Annotated in this window: 14 protein-coding genes and 1 pseudogene; 3 read left to right on the top strand and 12 right to left on the bottom strand. The window is 71.9% G+C overall.

Features of this window, described 5'->3' with window-relative positions; all coding sequences use genetic code 11:
- The 4 genes from ASC60_RS24550 to ASC60_RS24535 are packed head-to-tail and all read right to left on the bottom strand — an operon-like array spanning position 1 to position 6,318.
- The gene (locus ASC60_RS24550) at positions 1-870 is read right to left on the bottom strand and encodes a carbohydrate ABC transporter permease (RefSeq protein WP_079038583.1); all 870 of its coding nucleotides are present in this window, start codon (positions 868-870) and stop codon (positions 1-3) included.
- Entirely contained in the window at positions 870-1,829 is a 960-nt protein-coding gene (locus ASC60_RS24545; RefSeq protein WP_055554521.1) for a carbohydrate ABC transporter permease, read from the bottom strand. Before ASC60_RS24545 ends, ASC60_RS24550 begins: the two co-directional genes overlap by 1 nt.
- Entirely contained in the window at positions 1,826-3,121 is a 1,296-nt protein-coding gene (locus ASC60_RS24540; RefSeq protein ID WP_055554519.1) for an ABC transporter substrate-binding protein, read from the bottom strand. Before ASC60_RS24540 ends, ASC60_RS24545 begins: the two co-directional genes overlap by 4 nt.
- Positions 3,118-6,318 carry an alpha-mannosidase gene (locus tag ASC60_RS24535; RefSeq protein WP_055554517.1) on the bottom strand — a complete coding sequence of 1,067 codons (3,201 nt, stop codon included), beginning with the start codon at positions 6,316-6,318 and terminating at the stop codon, positions 3,118-3,120. The genes ASC60_RS24540 and ASC60_RS24535 overlap by 4 nt, the downstream gene beginning before the upstream one ends.
- Positions 6,319-6,471: 153 nt before the next feature.
- Here ASC60_RS24535 and ASC60_RS24530 point away from each other — a divergent pair, with 153 nt between their 5' ends.
- Positions 6,472-7,593: a LacI family DNA-binding transcriptional regulator gene (locus ASC60_RS24530; RefSeq protein ID WP_079038582.1), complete on the top strand. Its 1,122-nt coding sequence runs from the start codon at positions 6,472-6,474 to the stop codon at positions 7,591-7,593.
- A gap of 95 nt (positions 7,594-7,688) precedes the next feature.
- Here the strand turns inward: ASC60_RS24530 and ASC60_RS24525 are convergent, their stop codons facing one another.
- From ASC60_RS24525 to ASC60_RS24510, 4 genes are read right to left on the bottom strand one after another with little or no spacing between them, the layout of a single operon-like run.
- The gene (locus ASC60_RS24525) at positions 7,689-8,849 is read right to left on the bottom strand and encodes an FAD-binding oxidoreductase (protein ID WP_055554515.1); all 1,161 of its coding nucleotides are present in this window, start codon (positions 8,847-8,849) and stop codon (positions 7,689-7,691) included.
- A 60-nt stretch (positions 8,850-8,909) separates the two neighbouring features.
- Positions 8,910-9,662, bottom strand: a complete 753-nt coding sequence (locus tag ASC60_RS24520; RefSeq protein ID WP_055554816.1) for an amino acid ABC transporter ATP-binding protein — start codon at positions 9,660-9,662, stop codon at positions 8,910-8,912.
- An 8-nt stretch (positions 9,663-9,670) separates the two neighbouring features.
- A complete protein-coding gene (locus ASC60_RS24515; protein WP_055554513.1) occupies positions 9,671-10,621 on the bottom strand; it encodes an amino acid ABC transporter permease in 951 nt (316 codons plus the stop codon).
- Complete coding sequence (locus tag ASC60_RS24510) at positions 10,618-11,529, bottom strand: ABC transporter substrate-binding protein (protein WP_055554511.1); 912 nt, start codon at positions 11,527-11,529, stop codon at positions 10,618-10,620. The genes ASC60_RS24515 and ASC60_RS24510 overlap by 4 nt, the downstream gene beginning before the upstream one ends.
- A gap of 131 nt (positions 11,530-11,660) precedes the next feature.
- Here ASC60_RS24510 and ASC60_RS24505 point away from each other — a divergent pair, with 131 nt between their 5' ends.
- A complete protein-coding gene (locus ASC60_RS24505; RefSeq protein ID WP_055554509.1) occupies positions 11,661-12,614 on the top strand; it encodes a LysR family transcriptional regulator in 954 nt (317 codons plus the stop codon).
- Between the two features lie 109 nt (positions 12,615-12,723).
- Here the strand turns inward: ASC60_RS24505 and ASC60_RS43120 are convergent, their stop codons facing one another.
- The 4 genes and pseudogenes from ASC60_RS43120 to ASC60_RS24490 form a co-directional block, all read right to left on the bottom strand.
- A complete protein-coding gene (locus ASC60_RS43120) occupies positions 12,724-13,065 on the bottom strand; it encodes a helix-turn-helix transcriptional regulator (RefSeq protein ID WP_234357119.1) in 342 nt (113 codons plus the stop codon).
- A gap of 15 nt (positions 13,066-13,080) precedes the next feature.
- Positions 13,081-13,533: pseudogene (locus tag ASC60_RS43115) on the bottom strand (tellurite resistance TerB family protein); the annotation flags it as partial.
- A gap of 184 nt (positions 13,534-13,717) precedes the next feature.
- A complete protein-coding gene (locus ASC60_RS24495; RefSeq protein WP_234357107.1) occupies positions 13,718-14,332 on the bottom strand; it encodes a transporter substrate-binding domain-containing protein in 615 nt (204 codons plus the stop codon).
- Between the two features lie 64 nt (positions 14,333-14,396).
- On the bottom strand, positions 14,397-16,337 hold the full coding sequence (locus ASC60_RS24490; protein ID WP_055554506.1) for a beta-N-acetylglucosaminidase domain-containing protein: 1,941 nt from the start codon (positions 16,335-16,337) through the stop codon (positions 14,397-14,399).
- A 243-nt stretch (positions 16,338-16,580) separates the two neighbouring features.
- Between ASC60_RS24490 and ASC60_RS24485 the strand changes: the two genes are divergently transcribed.
- Positions 16,581-18,161, top strand: coding sequence for an FMN-binding glutamate synthase family protein (locus ASC60_RS24485; protein ID WP_055554504.1), 1,581 nt, complete (start codon positions 16,581-16,583; stop codon positions 18,159-18,161).
- Positions 18,162-18,219 lie beyond the last annotated feature (58 nt).

The raw sequence follows: 18,219 nt of genomic DNA, 5'->3' as shown, positions 1-18,219 counted from the left end.
TCAACCTTTCAGGCCGCCGGCTTCCAGCCCGCGGAAGAAGTGGCGCTGCAGGACGGCGAAGAACGCCACGATGGGGACCAGGGCGATGATGGTGCCGGCCGCGATGAGGCGCGGGTCGTCGTAGAAGGTGCCGCGCAACCGGTTCAGGCCGACGGTGAGGGTGTAGTTCTGTTCGTCCGACAGGACGATGAGGGGCCAGAGGAAGTCGTTCCACGAGCCGACGAAGGCGAAGATGGCCACGACCGCGATCACGCCCTTGACCTGCGGTACGGAGATCCGGATGAAGCGCTGCCAGGCGTTGGCGCCGTCGACGACGGCGGCCTCTTCCAGCTCGCCGGGAAGGTTGCGGAAGGCGTTGCGCATGAGCAGCACGTTCAGGGCCGCCACCAGGGTCGGCAGGGCGACCCCGAACAGCGTGTTCACCAGCCCGGTGGCCCTGACGGTGAGGAATTGCGCGATCAGGACGGTCTCGGAGGGGACCAGCAGGGCTGCGACGCAGATCGCGGTGGCCACGCCCCGGCCGCGGAAGCGCAGCTTGCCGAGCGCGTACCCGGCGCAGGTGGCTCCCACGACGTTGCCCACCACGGCCATGGCCGCCACCGCCAGGGAGTTCAGCAGATAGCGGGGTACGGGCACGCGGTCGAGCACCGTGGCGAAGTGGTCGAACGTGGGGTGTTGGGGGATCAGCCGGGGCGGCCGTGTGTAGAGGGGTTCCCCCGCGCCCTTGAGGGACAGCGAGAGCTGCCACACCAGCGGTCCCGCCAGGAGCACGGCCATGAGCACGAGGATCAGGTAGCGTGCCGCGGAGCCCGGCGAAGCCCTGCGCCGCCGGGCGGTGACGGTGGGGGTGCGCGGAGAGAGCCGGGCCATCAGGAACTCCTCTTGCGCCGCAGGGCGAGTTGCGCGAGCAGCATCCCGCCGAGGATCACGAACATGAACAGGCTGATGGCGCCCGCGTAGCCGGTGCGCGCCTGCAGCCCGGTCCCCTCGCGCTGGATCAGCATGGTCATGGTGAGATCGCCTCCGCCCACTCCCCCGGTGCCGCCGGTGAGGACGTACACCTCGCCGAACACGCGGAAGGCCGCCACGGAGGACAGCACGGCGATGAGCGCCATCGTCGAACGCACGCCCGGGACCGTGACGGCCAGGAAGCTGCGCACCGCGCCGGCGCCGTCCATCGCCGCCGCGTCGTACAGGCTCCGGTCGATGGTGGCCAGGGCGGCGAGGTAGATGACCATGTAGTAGCCCAGGCCGGTCCACACGGTGACGAACATGGCGCTGAAGAGCAGCAGCCATCGGCCGGTGAGGAACGGGACGGGCTCGGCCACCGCGTCCATCGTGGAGAACAGGGCGTTGACCAGGCCTCGTTTGTCGAGCATGTTCGTCCAGATCAGACCGACGACCACCGGCGACATGACCACGGGCAGGTACATGGTGGTGCGGAAGAAGCCGGTCAGCCGTCCCGCGCTGCTCACCAAGGTGGCCAGGACGAGCGGGAGGACCACCATGCAGGGCACCACGCACACCGTGTAGAGCGTGGAGTTCAGCAGGGCGGTGGTGAACCGCTCGTCGGCGAACATCCGGCGGAAGTTGTCCCAGCCGACGAACCCGCCCTGCCGCAGCAGGGTCGAGTCCGTGAACGACAGTCCCAAGGTGTTCGCGAACGGCACCAGGACCATCAGCACGATGACGGTCAGTCCCGGCAGCAGGAACAGCCACGGGGTCACGCTCCAGCGGTGCGTGGCCAGGACGGTCCCCCGGCGGCGGGACGGGCGATCGGCGCGCTCGGCCCGCTTCAGGGGGGTCCCGCGCTGAAGGGAGATGGTCACTTGTCCGCTTTCAGGCGCTCGTTGGAGTACCGGACGGAGGCGTCCAGCGCCGCCTTCACGGACTTTTTGCCCAGCAGCGCCTGGGCGATCTGCTCCCGCAGGGTCTGGCTGTCGGCCGCCCCGGAGAACGCGGGCGGCCACCACACGGCCGCCTTCCTCACCTGTGCGGCGCTGTTCCGCCGCACCTTGGTGGCCGGACTCCCGTCGTCCTTGGTGAAGTACGCGTCGTCCAGCGTCCCGGCGGAGGAGGGGAAGACCGAGGCCTTCTTGGCGAAGGTGAGCTGGTTGGCGGAGTTGGTGACGTACGTGGCGAAGGCCGTGGCCAGGGACTGGTTCTTGCTCGCCGCGTTGACGACCAGGGACTCCAGGTACATGTTGGGGGCGCCGTTGCTGATGCGCGGGCCGATGCCCAGGCTCTTGTACACGTCCGGTGCGGTGGTCCTCAGGTCGTCCAGCGTGTACGAGCTGCCGGGCAGGTAGGCCAGGCGGCCCGCCTTGAACTCCTCCACCTCCTTCGTCTGGAGGTTGTTCAGCGCTTCCTCGCCGATCCCCTTCTTGGCGTAGAGCGTGCGGAACCGCTCGACGTACTCCACGCCCTTGGCGTTGTTGTAGGTGAACTTGCTCCCGCGGGCGTCCATGAGCGGCACGCCGTACTCGCCGAAGGTCTCGATGGCGGGCATCCGGGCGATCATCATCGTGTCCGAGCACTTCTCGGCCATGGTTTCCGCCTGGTCGAACAGCTCGTCGTAGGTGGCGGGCAGCTTGCCGGGGTTCAGACCGCACTTGGTGAACAGGGCCTTGTTGAAGAAGGACGGCCCGGTGTTCAGATACCACGGGTAGCCGTACGTGCCGCCGTCCAGGCCCTTGAACGTCATGGCCTCCCAGGCCTTGCCGGCGTAACGGCCCTCGGCCTTCGGGTCGGCCTTGTTCAGGTCGAGCAGGACTCCCGCCTTCGCCAGGGTGTAGGCGGCCTCCGGCCCCATGTCGACGACGTCGGGGAGGGATCCGGCCGCGGCGTCGGCCGACAGCTTGTCCTGGTAGCCCTCCGCGGGCTGGTCGACCCATGTGATGTCGGTGCCCGGGTGGGCCTTCTCGAACGAGGCGACGAGGCCGTTGAAGTACGAGGTGAACTTGTCGTTCTTCAGGTTCCAGGTCTGGAAGGTGATCTTGCCGGACACCTTTCCGTCCGATGCCTTCGTCGTCCCGCCGCCGCCCATGACGCAGGCGGACAGCATCAGCGATCCGGCAGCGAGTCCCGCGATGCGCGCGGCCCGTCTTCCCGCTGGCGTCATTGGTCTTCTCCTCGTCCGGGGTGTGTGGTGGCGCGTGCGTGTCGGGGGGCGATCCGCAGGGTCGCCACCTGGAAGGGGCCGAGGTGCAGGGCCGCGCCGTCGGCGGGGCGGGGCGTACCGGCCGGTGTCCGGGGCAGGGCGGTGGGCAGGGCGTCGCCGGGCGCCCCGGACGCCCCGGGCACGTCGGGCACATCGGATACGTCGGATGCTTCGGGCACGTCGGGCGCGAGTTCGCGTTCCAGCAGGTCGGTCTCCGTGACGACGGCGTCCGCGCCGAGTTCCGCGCAGGGGCGGAGCTGGGCCCGCGCCCGGCTTCCCCGCGTTTCGTAGACCCGCACGACGAGGTCCCCCGAACCGTCGTCGGCGAGTTTGATCCAGTCGACGACCGCGTGTCCGCGCAGCAGCTCGATTCCCACCAGCGGTGGCAGTGGCGGGAGCGGCGGGAGGTCGGGCGCGTTGAACAGGGAGGCGGCCTCGACCGTGGCGGGCACATCCGCTCCGGGGAGCAGCGCCCAGCGGAAGTGGTGGGTTCCCGCGTCGGCGTCGGGGTCGGGGAAGCGGCTGCCCCTCAGCAGCGACAGCCGGACGACGGTGGCGTCGCGGTCGGCGCGCGCGTCGGCGCCGTACATGGTGTCGTTGAGGACGGCCACGCCGTAGTCGCCGTCGCCCACCTGGATGTACCGGTGCATGGCGGCCTCGAACATCGCGTCCTGCTCCGCGGTGTTCACCAGGAGCGGCCGCTCGACGTATCCGTACTGCGTCTCGAACCGTGCCGTCCGCGCCATGACGTGGACCGGAAGGGCGACCTTGAGCAGGCGCTCACGCTCCTGCCAGTCGACCGCGCACTCCGTCTCGAACCGGCCGGTGCCCGCTCTCAGCCACATGGTCAGCGTGGCCGTCGAGGCGCCGAAGCGCCGGATGACCTCGACCCCGGCGTCGGGTCCGTCGTGGACCACCGTCCGGCTGGTGACATCGTCGACCACCTGGAAGTTCCGTAGGGTGTGGCGGTCCACGTCCCACGCGTCCCATCGCACCGGCTCGTCACGGAACAGCTGCAGTACGCCCGCACGCCCGCCGGGCGGTACCACCTCCCGGCCGCCGCGCAGGTCGTGGAGCGAGGTGAGGTGGCCCTCGGCGTCGACGACGACCCGCAGCAGGCCGTCGTCCAGAACGGTGGCACCGGCTTCCCCGTCGGTGACGCGGACGGGGTCCGCACCGGCGGGACGTGCCGGGACGAACGGAGGGAGCAGCCCCGCCGTCCGTCCAGGGGCCGCAGTGCTCAGCTCCTTGGCCGCCTGTCCGATGAGCCCGCGCAGCCGGGACTCGGTCGCCCGGTAGGTGGCGCGGGCCTCGCGGTGCACCCAGCTGATGGAGGTGCCCGGCAGGATGTCGTGGAACTGGTGCAGGAGCACGCCGCGCCAGATCTCGTCCAGGCTCTCACGCGGATAGGGCGCACCCCGCAGGACCGTGGCCGCGGCACCCAGGTACTCGGCCGCCCGGAGCAGCGATTCACAGCGCCGGTTGTGCCGCTTCATCGCCACCTGGGACGTCAGGGTGCCCCGGTGCAGTTCGAGGTACAGCTCGCCCCGGTGGACGGGCGCCAGCGGCCGTGCGGCCGACTCGACCTCGCGCAGTTCCGCCTCGGCGTCCTCGAAGAACCGCGCCGGGGTGCGGGACTCCACGCGTGGCGCGCCTTCCAGGTCGGCGAAGCGGCGCAGCCGTTCGGCCATCTCCGGGGTGGGGCCACCGCCGCCGTCGCCGTAGCCGTAGGGCAGCAGCGAGTGGGAGGCGATGGCCTTGTCCTTGAAGGTGGTGACCGCGTGGCGCAGTTCGCGGGCGGTGACCTCGGCGGCGTAGGTCTCCGCGGGCGGGAAGTGGGTGAAGATCCGGGTGCCGTCGATGCCTTCCCACCAGAAGGAGTGGTGCGGGAAGGCCGTGGTGTCGTTCCAGGAGATCTTCTGGGTCAGGAACCAGCGGGCCCCGGCCCGGCGGGCCAGTTGGGGCAGCGCTCCCGAGTAGCCGAAGGAGTCGGGCAGCCACACCTCCCGCGTCTCGATACCGAAGCGGCTGAGGAAGTACCGTTTGCCGTAGGTGAGTTGGCGGACCATGGACTCACCGGTGGGGATGACACCGTCCGGCTCCACCCACATGCCCCCGACGGGCACCAGCCGCCCGCGCTCGACATGGTGCCGCACCCGCGCGAAGAGGTCCGGGTAGTGCTCTTCGAGCCAGGCGAAGTGCTGCGCCGCCGACATGATGTAGACGAGATCCGGGTGGGCGTCCAGCAGGGCGAGGGCATTGGAGACGGTCCGGGCGAGTTTGCGCACCGTCTCACGGAGCGGCCACAGCCACGCCGAGTCCATGTGCGCGTGTCCCACCGCGGTGATCCGGTGGGCGGAGGCGTGCGCGGGTGCGGCGAGCAGTGGCGCGAGGTGGGCGCGTGCCCGGCGGGCGCTCGCTTCGGAGTCCGCCGCGTCGTAGGTGTCGAGGGCGCGCTCGATGCCGTACAGCAGGCGCCAGTGCCGCGGTTCGTCCTCGGTGAGTTCGGCGGCCAGCCCGCCGAGGACGTCCAGGTCGGACAGGAGGGCGTGCACCTCGGGCGAGAACACGGCGGTCTCCGCGCGCCGTAGCCGGAACCGCTCGAAGGGTTCCCGCGCGCCCTTCTCCCCGTGCTCGGTGGCGACGAAGGGCGGCAGGCCCAGCAGCAGGGGGTTCGCCGCGGCCTCCACGTAGAGCACGAAGCGGCCGTCCGGGCCGAGCAGTCCGGGACCGGTGTCCCCCTCGCCGAGCCGGATCGCGGTCTGCCGCGGGTGCAGACCTTTGACGATGGTGCCGTCCGGGGTGAAGACCAGGCCTTCGCAGTGGCCACCGACGGAGTGGTCGAACCAGCCCAGGTCGAGCAGCAGGTCGACCGGTCCGGGGAGCGGCGGCTCGACCCGGCCGCTGACGCGGAACCAGGTGGTGGACCACGCGGGCCCCCATGCCTCCCCCAGGGCGAAGGGCCGGTAGTCGGGGCGGCCGCGCCGAGCCTCCGTCATCAGCCCGAGCGCATGACGGGGGCTCACCGGCTCACCGTCGTCCCCGACCGTCCATGCCTCGGTCTCGACGTCCCCGAGGCGGCGGTGGAGCCGGGGAAGGATGCGCTCACGACGTACGCGGTCGAGCCGCTCAAGTGTCCTGCCGAAGTGACGGTGCATGAGTGGTCCTCACCGCAGAGGAGGAGCAACAGGTCGTCTAATACGTTTTAGTAGAATCGCGAGTGGCCGCAGATTAATACGTTTCAGTTCGTCAGTCACCGCGGCGGATCATCACGGTTGCGTAAAGTCGACGTGGGTCACGATGGAGGGTCGATGCCACCGAAGAACCGTGCCTCGTCAGGAGCCGGGGCGGGCTCGGGCTCCCCCGGCCGCCCGCGCGCCGAGGATTCGCCGCCCCGGCCGCGCAGCACCGACATCGCGCGGCTCGCGGGCGTCTCCGTCGCGGCGGTGTCCATCGCGGTCAACGGGCGCCCCGGGCTGAGCGACGCGACCCGCAAGCGCATCCTCGATGTCGCGAACGAACTCAACTGGCGCCCCCACCTGGCCGCCCGGGCGCTCAAGGGCGCGGCCAACGACGTGGTCGGCATGGTCATCGCGCGTCCCGCCCGCACGCTCGGTGTCGAGCCCTTCTTCGCCCAGTTCCTCTCCGGCCTGCAGTCCTGCCTGTCCAACCGGGGAATCGCCACGCAGTTACTCATCGTCGAGGACACCGAGACCCAGGTGGCGGTCTATCGGCGCTGGGCCGCCGAGCACCGGGTGGACGGCCTCGTCCTGCTCGACCTCGCGGTCGACGACGTCCGGCCCCAACTCGTCGCCGATCTGGGCATCCCGGCCGTGGTGCTGGGAAGCCACGGCAAACCGATGCCGCTGACCAGCGTCTGGGTGGACGACCACGCCGCCACGGTGAGCATCCTGCGCCATCTGGTGGCCCTCGGGCACCGGCGCATCGGCCACGTCAGCGGCACGGTGGCCTACCAGCACACCCGGCGCCGTCTGCGGGCCATCGACGACGTACGCGAGTCCACCGGCATCGACGTGACGTCCGTCGCCACCGACTACTCCGACGCCCAGGGCGCGTCGGCGACCCGCCGCCTGCTCGAAGCCGACCCCCGCCACACGGCGATCGTCTACGACAACGACGTGATGGCTGTCGCCGGGCTCGGGGTGGCCACCGAGATGGGCATCCCGGTTCCCGGCGCGGTCTCCGTGGTGTCCTTCGACGATTCCGTACTCACCACCATGGCCCACCCCTCGCTCACCGCGCTCACGCGCGACACCTTCGCGCTCGGCACGCTCACGGCCACCGAACTGCTGCGCGTCATGGCCGAGCGCCCCGAGCCCCGCTCCGTGCAGGCGCCCACTCCTCAGCTGGTCGTACGACAGAGCACCGCCCCTCCCGGCCAGGGACAGCACACGGGTGCCGGTGGCGTGTGAAACCACGCGAGGTCCGCCGCGGCCGTCGGCCGGCCTCGCGAGGTTGTTCGCGGATACCGGCGGTGCTGACCACCGCCCGCGGGCCGGTGGGGTGGTCAGCCGGCTTCGGCGCGGTGGCCGCTCATCACGGCCAGGCTTTCGTCGCGGATGGGCTGTGAGGTGTCGCGGTCGGGGCGGTAGGGGGCCAGCTCGGGTGCGGGGGTGGCGGTGGTGAGTTCTGCGGTGGCGAGGGCGGCGAGGAGCGGGGCGAGGGTGACACCGCTGTGGGTGGCGATGGTGTAGAGGCCGGGTGCCTGGGGGTGCGGGCCGACCAGGGGGAGGCCGTCCTCGGGTACGGGACGGACACCGACCCGGGTGCCGCCCAGGGCGCGGACGGCGGGCAGGACGGCGGCGCACCGGCTGAGGAGGTCCGCTTCGGGCGGCACCCGGGTGGCCGGCGTCGGGTCGAGGAGGGCGTCGACCGGCCAGGAGATGGCGCAGACCCGGTTGCCCGGGGCGGGGCGCAGGTCGACGCCGGGGGTGGCGACGATGGCGCGCAGTGGCTCGGCGAGGGGGACGGACTCGCCCACCAGGCCGGGGATCTGGCGCAGCGGCAGCCGCATCCCGGCCAGTTCGGCGATGCGTCCGGCGCCGGGGCCCGCGCAGTTGACGACGTGGTCGGCCTCGAAGCGCCGGCCGCGCGCCTCGGCGCCGCGTATCCGGGTCCCGTCCCGCAGCAGGGCGGTGACGGGGGTGTCGTAGCGGATGTCGGCGCCCAGGGCCGCGGCCCGGTCCAGGAGGGCGCGCGCGAGGAGGGGCGCGTCGTACCAGGTGGCCTCGTCGTGCACGACGAGTTCGGTGGCGCGGCAGGAGGCGGGGTCGACGGCGGGTACGAGGGTGCGCAGTTCGGCGGGGTCGGCGGTGCGGCAGGGGTGGCCCCACTCGGCGAGGCGCTCGGCGCGCGTGCGGAGGGTGCGTTGTTCGTCCTCGGTGTGGCCCCACTGGACGAGCGGTGCGGGGTGGCGCCAGCCGGGGGCTCCGGTGCGGGCGTGGATGTCCTGCTCCAGTTCGCGGTGGAGCGCGGCGCTGCGCTGGTTGAGCAGGAAGTAGGAGTGGGGGGTCTTCAGGTGGGTGACGTCGATGGAGAAGGTGGCGCCCGAGGTGCCCGGGGTGGGTCCGCCGGCGTCGAGCACGGTGACGCCGACACCCGCCTCGGCGAGGCGGTGGGCGGTGGCGGCGCCGATCACTCCGGCGCCGATGACGAGGGCACGGGTCATGTCGGACTCCTTCGGTGGCAGTCGGGGGAAGGGGGCGTGCCGGGGTGGTCGGAGCACCTTTCAGAGCACCTTGCTGAGGAACGCGCGGGTGCGTTCGTGGCGCGGGTCGCTCAGCACGTCCGCGGGCGGGCCGGTTTCGATGACGACGCCGTCGTCCATGAACACCAGCGAGTCGCCGACTTCCCGGGCGAAGCCCATCTCGTGGGTGACGACGACCATGGTCATGCCGTCGTCGGCGAGTGCGCGCATCACCTCCAGCACCTCTCCGACGAGTTCGGGGTCGAGCGCGGAGGTGGGCTCGTCGAACAGCATCAGTTCCGGCTCCATGGCCAGGGCGCGGGCGATGGCCACCCGCTGCTGCTGGCCGCCGGAGAGCTGGGCGGGGTAGCTGTGGGCCTTGTCGGCGAGGCCGACGCGGTCCAGCAGTTCCGCGCCGCGCCTGCGGGCCCGTTCCTTCGGCTCCTTCGCGACCTGGACGGGTGCCTCGATGACGTTTTCCAGCGCGGTCATGTGCGGAAAGAGGTTGAAGCGCTGGAAGACCATGCCGATGCCGCGGCGGCGCCGGGAGACGGCCCTCTCGCTCAGTTCGTGGAGCTTGCCGTCGCGCTCTTCGTAGCCGACGAGTTCACCGCGGACGTACAGGCGTCCCCGGTCGATGGTCTCCAGGTGGTTGACGCAGCGCAGGAAGGTGGACTTGCCGGACCCGGACGGGCCCACCAGGCACATCACCTCGCCGGGGGCGACGGTCAGGTCGATGCCCTTGAGGACGTCGGTGCGGCCGAAGCTCTTGTGCACGCTCTCGGCGCTGATCAGGGCGGAGGTCAACGTGCGGTCTCCTCACGGTGTTTCCGGGTCGCGGCGCGCAGCCGCTGGAGCGGGGTGGGCGGCGGGGTGCGGCTGGTGCCGCGGCCGAAGCGCCGTTCCAGGTAGTACTGGCCGACGTTGAGCACGGAGGTGGCCACCAGATACCAGAAGCAGGCGACGACCAGCAGCGGCACCTGCTGGAAATTGCGCGAGTAGATGCCCTGGATGGAGGTCAGCAGCTCGGGCACGGCGATGGCGAACACCAGCGAGGTGGTCTTCAGCATGGAGATCGCCTGGTTGCCGGTGGGCGGGATGATGATGCGCAGCGCCTGCGGCAGCACGATGCGGCGCAGGGTCTGCCCGCGGGACATGCCCAGCGCCTGGGCGGCCTCGCTCTGGCCGTCGTCGACGGAGGTGATGCCCGCGCGGACGATCTCGGCCATGTACGCGGCCTCGTGCAGCCCGAGGCCGAGGACGGCGGCGGTGAGCTGGGTGATGAGGGTGTTGGTGTCGGCCTGGATGAAGGTCGGTCCCCAGGGGATGCCGAGGCCGATCGTGGGGACGATCGCGGAGAGGAAGTACCAGAAGAGGAGCTGGACCAGCAGCGGGGTGCCGCGGAAGAGCCAGATGTAGCACCAGCTGAGCCGGGACAGGATCGGGTTGGCGGACATCCGCAGGACGGCGAGGACGACCCCGCCGACGATGCCCACCGCCATGGCGAGGACGGTCAGCAGCAGGGTGGTCCGCAGCCCCTCCATGATCACTGGCGAGAAGAGGAATTCGCCGACGGTCCCCCACTGCATACGGGGGTTGGTGATCCAGCCCTCCAGGAGGAAGACCATCAGGAAGGTCACGGCGACCGCGGCCACGCGCAGCCCCGGGCGGCGCACGGGGACGGCGCGCAGGGTCTCGGCGGCGGGCCCGGAACCGGTGCCGCCGGACTCCGCCCGGGTGAGGGTCTCGGTCATGCCGCTCCCCCGTTCACCGTGGCGCGCTTCAGGGCCCCGGAGGCGATGTTCCATGCCTTGAGGATCTTCGCGTAGGTGCCGTTGTCGATGAGTTTCTGCAGGGCACCGCGGACAGCCCGTACCAAGGTCCGCTCCTCCTTGTTGATCAGGATTCCGTAGGGCAGGAAGCGGTACGGCTCGTCGGCCGTGCGGAACCTGCCGTGCGACATCTCGGCCTGGTAGACGACGGTGGGGGTGCCGCCGACGAACGCGTCGGCGCGGCCCGTGGACAGGGCCTGGAAGCAGCCGACGGAGTCGGGGAAGACCAGTTTCTCCAGCTCGGGTTTGCCGTTCGCGGCACACTTCTTCGCCTGCGCCGCCACGTCGTCCACCTGCGAAGTGCCCTGCTCGACGGCGACCTGGCCGCCGCACAGGCTGCCGAGTGAGCGGATGGTTCCGGCGGCCTTCTCGGAGGCGAGGATCGAGCTGCTGGTCTTCATGTAGTCGACGAACGTGACCTGCGACCGGCGTTCCTTCTTGTCGAGCATGGCCTGGATCGCCACGTCGTAGCGGTGGGACCTGACCCCGCCGATGATGCTGTCGAAGTTCGCCTGCACCAGGTGGACGCGGAGGCCGAGGACCTGGCCGACCGCGCGGATGAGGTCGGGTTCGGCGCCGATGACGGTCTTGTTGTCGATGTCCAGGAGGGACAGCGGCGGGTAGTCGTTGCCGACAGCCGAGGTGAGTGATCCCTTGTCGCGGATGTCGCGCGGGAGCAGGGCACGGAGTGCGGGGTCGACGCGCTGCTCGGGCACCTTGGACTGGTTGACGGTCGTGGTGCCGCCGCACGCCGTCACGGCCGGCGTGAGCAGTGCCGCGAGTGCGAGGGGAAGTGCGGTGGCGCGGGCTCGCGCCTGCCTTCCGGGCACGGTGCCTCCCTTCTGGGCTGCTGGCCGGGGGACCGGTACGGGGCTGGTGGACGCCCAATCTGCGCGATGGCGGCGGCCCGGGCAAGATCAGGGAGAGTGAACGTTTCCACGCGGAGTGTTAAGTTCGTCTGATGCTGACCCCGCCGCAGCTGAAGGCGATATGCGAGGTGGTCGCCGCGGGCTCGTTCCGTTCGGCAGCCCAGCGCCTCGGCTACACGCCCTCCGCCGTCTCCCAGCAGATCTCCACGATCGAGCGGGCTCTGGGCGTCGCGCTCTTCGAGCGCTCACCGCGCAGCGTGCGCCCCACTCCGGCCGGGCTCCAGCTCGCCCGGCGCGCGGGCCGGCTGCTGGCCGACCTGTCGGCGACGGAGAACGAGATGCGCGCCTACGCCGCCGCCGAGCGGGGGCGGCTGCGGCTGGGCAGCTTCTGGTCCGCGGGGTTCCGGCTGGTGCCGACGGTGCTGACGGGGTTCCTCCGGGACCGGCCCGAGGTCGACGTCCGCTACGAGGAGGGCGACCCGCAGGTCACCGTGCCCGCGGTGGTGGAGGGTCGGCTGGATCTCGCCGTGATCTTCGAGTACGGCGTGGTGCCGCGCAGCCGGCCCGACGGCCTGGACCATACGCTGGTACGGGAAGAGCCGCTCTATGTGCTCCTGCCCGCGGGGCACCCGCTCGCCGGGCGGCGCCACCTCCGCCTCGCCGATCTGCGGGACGAGCGCTGGATCAGCTACCACGAGGACACCGACGCCGCCCGCTGTCTGCGCCACATCTGCGCGGCCGGTGGCTTTGTGCCGGAGGTGCTCTTCCGTACGAACGACTACAACCTGCCCTACGAACTGGTCCGGCAGGGCCTGGGGGTGGCGATCGCACCGGAACTCGCCATCGCGGACACCTCCGCCTCCCCCGACACCTCCGGCACCCACCTCGTCCGGCTCACCGACCCGACCCACACCCGCCGGGTCTACGCCACGCGCCGCACCAACGACCCCAACCCGTTCCTCCCCCAGGCCCTCACCCTCCTGCACACCGCGGCGGCCGCCCTGCCCGAGCGGGACGGCGGGGCCTGCGCCACGGTCACCGGCTGACGCCGAACGCGGCGCCGTCGTTCACGCGGGCGCGGCGGGCTCACCGACGGCGGCGGGGCGCCCGGGCCGCGCGGGAGCGGCGCGTACCGCCTCTCCGGTGCGGCCGGGGTCATCGGCGGTCCCGCGCTTCGGACGGGGCGAGAAGGTAGGACTGGAGCTGCCCGAGCAGTTCGCTGATGCCCTCCCGGTCGGCGCGGTAGCGGACCAGCTTGCCGCTGCGCGTCGACTGGAGCAGGCCGCCACGCCGGAGGACCGCGAGGTGTTCGGAGGCGGTCGACGGGCCGAGCCCGGCCCGTTCGGCGATCTCGCCTACGGTCAGCTCCTCCCCGTCGGCGAAGTGGGAGAAGACCCGCTGCCGGGTTCCGCTCGCCAGCGCCTTGAGGAAGACCTGGAGGTCGTCGCCGGGCAGGGCGGCCCCGGGGCCGTCCGGGGCCCGGTACTGCCGGGGCACACGGAGGGCCCGGTGGAGGTCGAACTCGGCCAGCGGGATGTCCAGGGCCGAGCAGACGTCGCGGACGACGGCCCGTTCGCTTTCGTCGAAGTAGCCGTCGGCGCAGCCGATGACGATGCCGATCTGGATGACGGCCCGTGCCTCGGCGGGCTTCCTCTTCGCCTTGCCGATCTCCCGCATGGCGCTCACCTTGCCGAGGGTGAAATCGGCGCTCAGCTCGTCGAGGTGGTCCTCGAAGCGGCGGTGGAGATCGTCCGAGGGGAAGTTCTGGAGCACGTCGTTGGTGGCGATGAGCTGGGCGACGCGCTGCCGTTCGGACGGGTCGATCGTGCCGTCGGCCGCCGCGACCAGGGCGCACATCGCCATGCTCGCATCCCGGAACGCCCCGCTGCGCAACTCCTGCTTTCTCGCCGTGAGCTGAGCCTGCATCGCCTGGATCGAGTCCCTGAGGCGGTCCCACAGCGCCATCCGCATCTCCTTGTCGGTACTCCCCCAATGATCGCCCATCGCCCGTCGCCGAGGTGACGGGCGGTCCGGTCACGGCTCCGCGGGCGCGGCGCGCGAGGGGTCCCGTCCGGACCGGCTCAGCGCCGGGGCGACGAACCCGGACGCCGTCAGGTGGGCCACCGTCTCGCTCAGGAACCGCACCGTCTCAGGCCGCCGCGTCCGCGTCGTCCCGACGGCCTGCCGGATGATCATGAACGCGGGCTCGACCAGGCGCGGCCCGGGCCGTTCGGCGACGTGCGCGGTGAGGGGCTGCCGGATTCCGGCCGCGGCCTCCGGATTCCCGGCGTGGAAGACGTCCGCCCCCTCCGCGCCCCGGACCACGGTGGCGTGGCGCAGGGTGCGCGTCAGGTACAGGTCGTAGGCGAAAGCCCTGCTTGACCTCGATGCGGACGCCCTCGCGGTCCACGTCTTCCGGTGGCCGCGGCGTGGACTCGGCCGGGACGGCGTACACCCGCTCGATGTGCGCATACGGGGCGGTGAACGCGATCTCCGCCTCACGGGCCGGTTCGACGGCGAGGAAGCACAGGTCGGCGCGGCCGGCGGCCATGGCCTCGTAGGACGTGCGGGCCGCGTCGAAGCACAGGAACTCCACGGGCAGGCCGAGGCGCCGCGCTATCTCACCGGTGAGATCGACGGTGGCCCCGCGCGGCGCGTCCGGGGTGCCCTGGGCGAGGACGGGGTTGCCGGGATTGACGGCGGCGCGCAGCGCTCCGGCGGGGGCGAGGTCGCGGGCGAGCGCGGCGGGATCGGTGATCTCCATGGGCCGAGTCCGGGCACGGCCACCGGCCGTGCCCGGACCGCTCTCGCCCATCGGAGCCTCCACCTCACCCAGGGGACCCGCCGAGCCCGGGCGCGGCCGCCAGGAAGGTGTCGAGCACGCCGTCCGCGATGCGGACCGGGCCCTCGGGGCGGGTCTCCCCCGGGATCGTGCGGATCCGCCCGGCCTGCCCGGCCAGCGACGACGCCTCGGCGAACCACCGCTCGGCCCTCCGGGTGTCGCCGTCGAGCCGGGCGCCCAGCGCGTCCAGGGTGCGTTCGAACGCGCGGCCCCACAGCGCCAGCGCGTCCAGCCACGGCGCGCAGTCCGCCACGAAGCCGCGGTCGGCCACGCCCGCCCTGATGGTGGCCGGTGCCGTGGCCAGCCGCGCCGCGGAGGGGCGCAGGGCGGCCAGCGCCGCCCGCCGCCGTCCGGCGTCCCAGTCGGTACGGAACCGGGTCAGCCGGGCGGCCAGTTCGGGCGCCTGGGGCTGCCAGGGTTCGGCGCCGAAGGTGGGCGCGAGGTGCTGGGTGTCGAAGAAGGACAGCAGCGCGGAGACGGTGGCCGCGTCCGGTTCTCCGCCCGCCAGGTACGCGGCGGCGGCCCGCCAGGTGCGGTCCGGGTCGTACGCGGTGTCGTTCCAGGCGAAGGCCGCCCCGCCGAAGAGGGCGACCTTGCTGGCGGCGGCCTGGTTCATCGGGTTGAGGACCAGCCCGGAGAGCTGCTGGTGCAGACCGGCCTCGCGGGCGTCGTACGGGGCGAGCAGCAGCCGTCCCTCGGCCTGGCCGTAGTCGTTGACGGGGTAGTTGTCCCAGACGAACACCTTGCGCCCCCACACGGCGGCGGCCCGGGCGGCGTCGGCCACGGTGATCCGCGGCGGCACCACGTCGGTGCCGGTCCACATGACCTCGACCCGCGGGTCCAGCCGCTCGCGCAGGGCCTGCTTGTACGCGGTGTCGGTGACGTCACCGTATTCGGTCGGCACCGTCTGGAGCGGCGCGGTGCCCTCGCGGGCGTCCAGGAACTCCTTCTGCACCCGGTTCAGCAGATCGGCCTGCGCCTCGCCCGCGGCCCGCCGCGAGGGCTCGCCGTAGGCGGCGCGGTCGGCATCGCAGTTCCACCGGGTGTAGCTGATGTCGTCCAGCGGCACCGAGAAGCTGCGCACGCCGAGGTCGTACATCGCCCCCAGCTTGGTCCGCAGCGCCGTGAACTCGGCGGGATCGCTGTAGCAGAGGGAGTTGCCGGGCGAGAGCGCGAAGGTGAACCGCACATGGTGGGCGGTGGCCTGCCGGACCAGCTCGCCGAGCTGGGCGAGCCGGTCGGCCGGGTACGGCTCGCGCCACTTCTCCCGGTGGTACGGGTCGTCCTTGGGCGCGTAGACGTACGTGTTCATCTTGACGTCCCCGTAGAACGCCAGCTGGTCCATGCGCTCGGCATGGGTCCACGGGCTTCCGTAGAACCCCTCGATCACCCCGCGCAGCGGCATCAGCGGATGGTCCACGACCGAGACCGAGGCGATCGTGCGGGCGCCGGTGACCAGCTGGCGCAGCGTCTGCGCCGCGTAGTACGTCCCGTCGGCGTCCGCGCCCGCGAGCGCCACCGCGCTCCCCCTCGCGGCGAGCGCGTACCCTTGCGCGGGCAGCTCCCCGGGCACCCGGCCCCCGGCGGACCGCAGCGCCTTCGCCACCCGGGCCTCGGCGAGCCGCCCCACGGTCACGGTCAGCCCCGGCCCGGAGCCGCCCCGCAGGAGCTGCGCCCCCGCCCGGCGCAGCACGGCGGCGACGAGTTCGCGCGTGGGCCGGTCCACCCCGTCGCCGTAGACCACGCGCACCTCGGTGGGCACCCTGACGTCCGGGCCCAGCCGGGCCATCGCCTGCGGACGCGGGACGACGGACGGCAACGGTCCGGACCGCGCGCCGGTGGCGGCGGTGGCGCCGGTGGGCAGCAGCAGCCCGAGGAAGGTGAGGAACGCGATCACAGCGGCCAGAGGGCGGGAGCTTCGGCGCATGGAACTATCTCCTCCGTGGCATGGCGTGGCGTGGCGTAGGGCGGCGGTGCACGACGGTGACACGTGGAGCGGAGTGAACGGCGGGACGGATGCGGTGCCCGGTGCGCGACTTCCCGTCAGACACATACCCATGGCCCGGGACCGGCGAATCCCCTGGTGGTCCCGGGTCCGCCGACAGTGCGCTTGAAGATCTCTTGACCGCACCACGGGCATGGAGTAAAGCCGCTGGGCAACCAGCCGAGCATGACACGCATCGGAATCGTCGTCCTGATGGTGGTCGCGGCCCTTGCGTCGGGCGTGGCCGCGGTGGGGATCTCGCCCTGGTGGTGGCCGGCCGCCGTACCGCTCGCCCTGCTGGGCCTGCTGGGTTCCTGGGACCTGCTGCAGCGCCGGCACTCGGTGCTGCGCAACTATCCCGTTCTGGGCCACGCCCGCTTCCTCATGGAGCGGATACGCCCCGAACTCCAGCAGTACTTCATCGAGCGGAACTTCGACGGGCGCCCCTTCGACCGGGACATCCGCAGCATCGTCTACGAGCGGGCGAAGGGCACCGACGCCGAGGAGCCGTTCGGCACCGAACGGGACGTCTACCAGCCCGGCTACGAGTTCCTGGTGCCGTCGATGGCTCCCTGCCCGGTGCCCAAGGCGGCGCCGCGGGTGCGCGTCGGCGGGCCCGACTGCGCCCGCCCCTACGACATGGCGCTGCTGAACGTGTCGGCGATGAGCTTCGGCTCGCTCTCGGCGAACGCGATCCTCGCCCTGAACGGGGGTGCGGCGGCCGGGGGTTTCGCCCATGACACCGGCGAGGGCGGCCTGTCGGAGTACCACCTGCGGCCGGGTGGCGACCTCATCTGGGAGATCGGCACCGGATACTTCGGCTGCCGCACCCGGGACGGCGGCTTCGACCCCGGCGAGTTCGCCGACAAGGCCGCGCACGACCAGGTGAAGTGCGTGTCGCTCAAGCTCTCGCAGGGCGCCAAGCCGGGCATCGGCGGGGTCCTGCCGGGAGCCAAGGTCAACGCCGAGATCGCGCGGGTGCGGGAGGTGCCCGAAGGGCGGACGGTCATCTCGCCCCCGTACCACCGGGCGTTCTCCACCCCGCGCGAACTCGTCCGCTTCATCGCCCGGATGCGGGAGCTGTCCGGCGGCAAACCGGCCGGGTTCAAGCTCTGCGTGGGCTCGCGCCGGGAGTTCCTCGCCGTGTGCAAGGCCATGCGGGAGGAGGGGACGGCCCCCGACTTCATCGTCGTGGACGGGGCCGAGGGCGGTACCGGCGCCGCGCCCCTGGAGTTCGCCGACCACATCGGCGCCCCGCTCACCGAGGGGCTGCTCACCGTGCACAACGCCCTCGTCGGCGCCGGGCTGCGCGACCGGGTCAAGATCGGTGCGAGCGGCAAGATCGCCACCGGTACCGACCTGGTCAAGCGCATGGTGCAGGGCGCCGACTACGGCAACGCCGCTCGGGCGATGATGTTCGCCGTGGGCTGCATCCAGGCCCAGCGATGCCATACGAACACCTGCCCCACCGGCGTCACCACCCAGGACCCCCGGCGGGCCCGCGCCCTCGACGTCGGCGACAAGACGCCCCGGGTGCGGCGCCTGCAGGAGGCGACGGTGGCGAGCGCGCTGCAGATCATGGCGTCGATGGGGGTCACCGATCCCGCGCAGTTGCGCCCGCACATGCTTCGCCGGCGTATCGACCCCTCCACGCTGCGCTCGTACGAGGAGCTGTACGAGTGGCTCGGACACGGCCAGTTGCTCGCCGAGCCCCCCGAGTCCTGGGCGGCCGACTGGAACGCCGCCGACCCCGACCGCTGGAACTGACACGACGTCTCGTCGTGTGCTGGTGGCAGTGGGTCTGGCTGATCGAGCGGCCCTCGAC

This window comes from Streptomyces sp. NBRC 110028, assembly GCF_001417735.1.
Lineage (GTDB): Bacteria > Actinomycetota > Actinomycetes > Streptomycetales > Streptomycetaceae > Streptomyces.
Note: the sequence above shows the minus strand (reverse complement) of the source record. Positions and strands in the feature narration are given on the sequence as shown.